Annotated in this window: 1 pseudogene; it reads left to right on the top strand. The window is 56.6% G+C overall.

The features are described from left to right. Positions 1–173 precede the first annotated feature (173 nt). Positions 174–350: pseudogene (locus B3187_RS07135) on the top strand (adenosine kinase); the annotation flags it as partial.

The raw sequence follows: 350 nt of genomic DNA, 5'->3' as shown, positions 1-350 counted from the left end.
GGGTTCGGGTTTTGTGGCGACGTCGGGTCATAATCGGAGGTCAACTCGTTACTGGTGAAGCCCCGCGCGTTCGGGGCGCTTTCGTACGGGGCGCTTATTTTGCATAATGGTCGGCCAAAACCCAACCGGAAGCGCCACATAGCGCTCAATTTCGGACAGACAGCGAGGCATTCATGAACGATCACTATCACATCTACGGCATTGGCGCGGCTCTGGTGGACACCGAAATCGAAGTCAGTGACGCCGACCTGAAAGCCATGGCGGTCGCCAAAGGTGTGATGACGCTGGTCGATGAGCCCCGCCAGTCTGAGCTGATTGACTACCTGAGCGACCACTTGGTTCATTCCAAT

The organism is Marinimicrobium sp. UBA4209 (genome assembly GCF_002381585.1).
Lineage (GTDB): Bacteria > Pseudomonadota > Gammaproteobacteria > Pseudomonadales > Cellvibrionaceae > Marinimicrobium > Marinimicrobium koreense.
The sequence above is the reverse complement of the archived record's forward strand: the minus strand, read 5'-3'. Positions and strand labels throughout refer to the sequence as shown.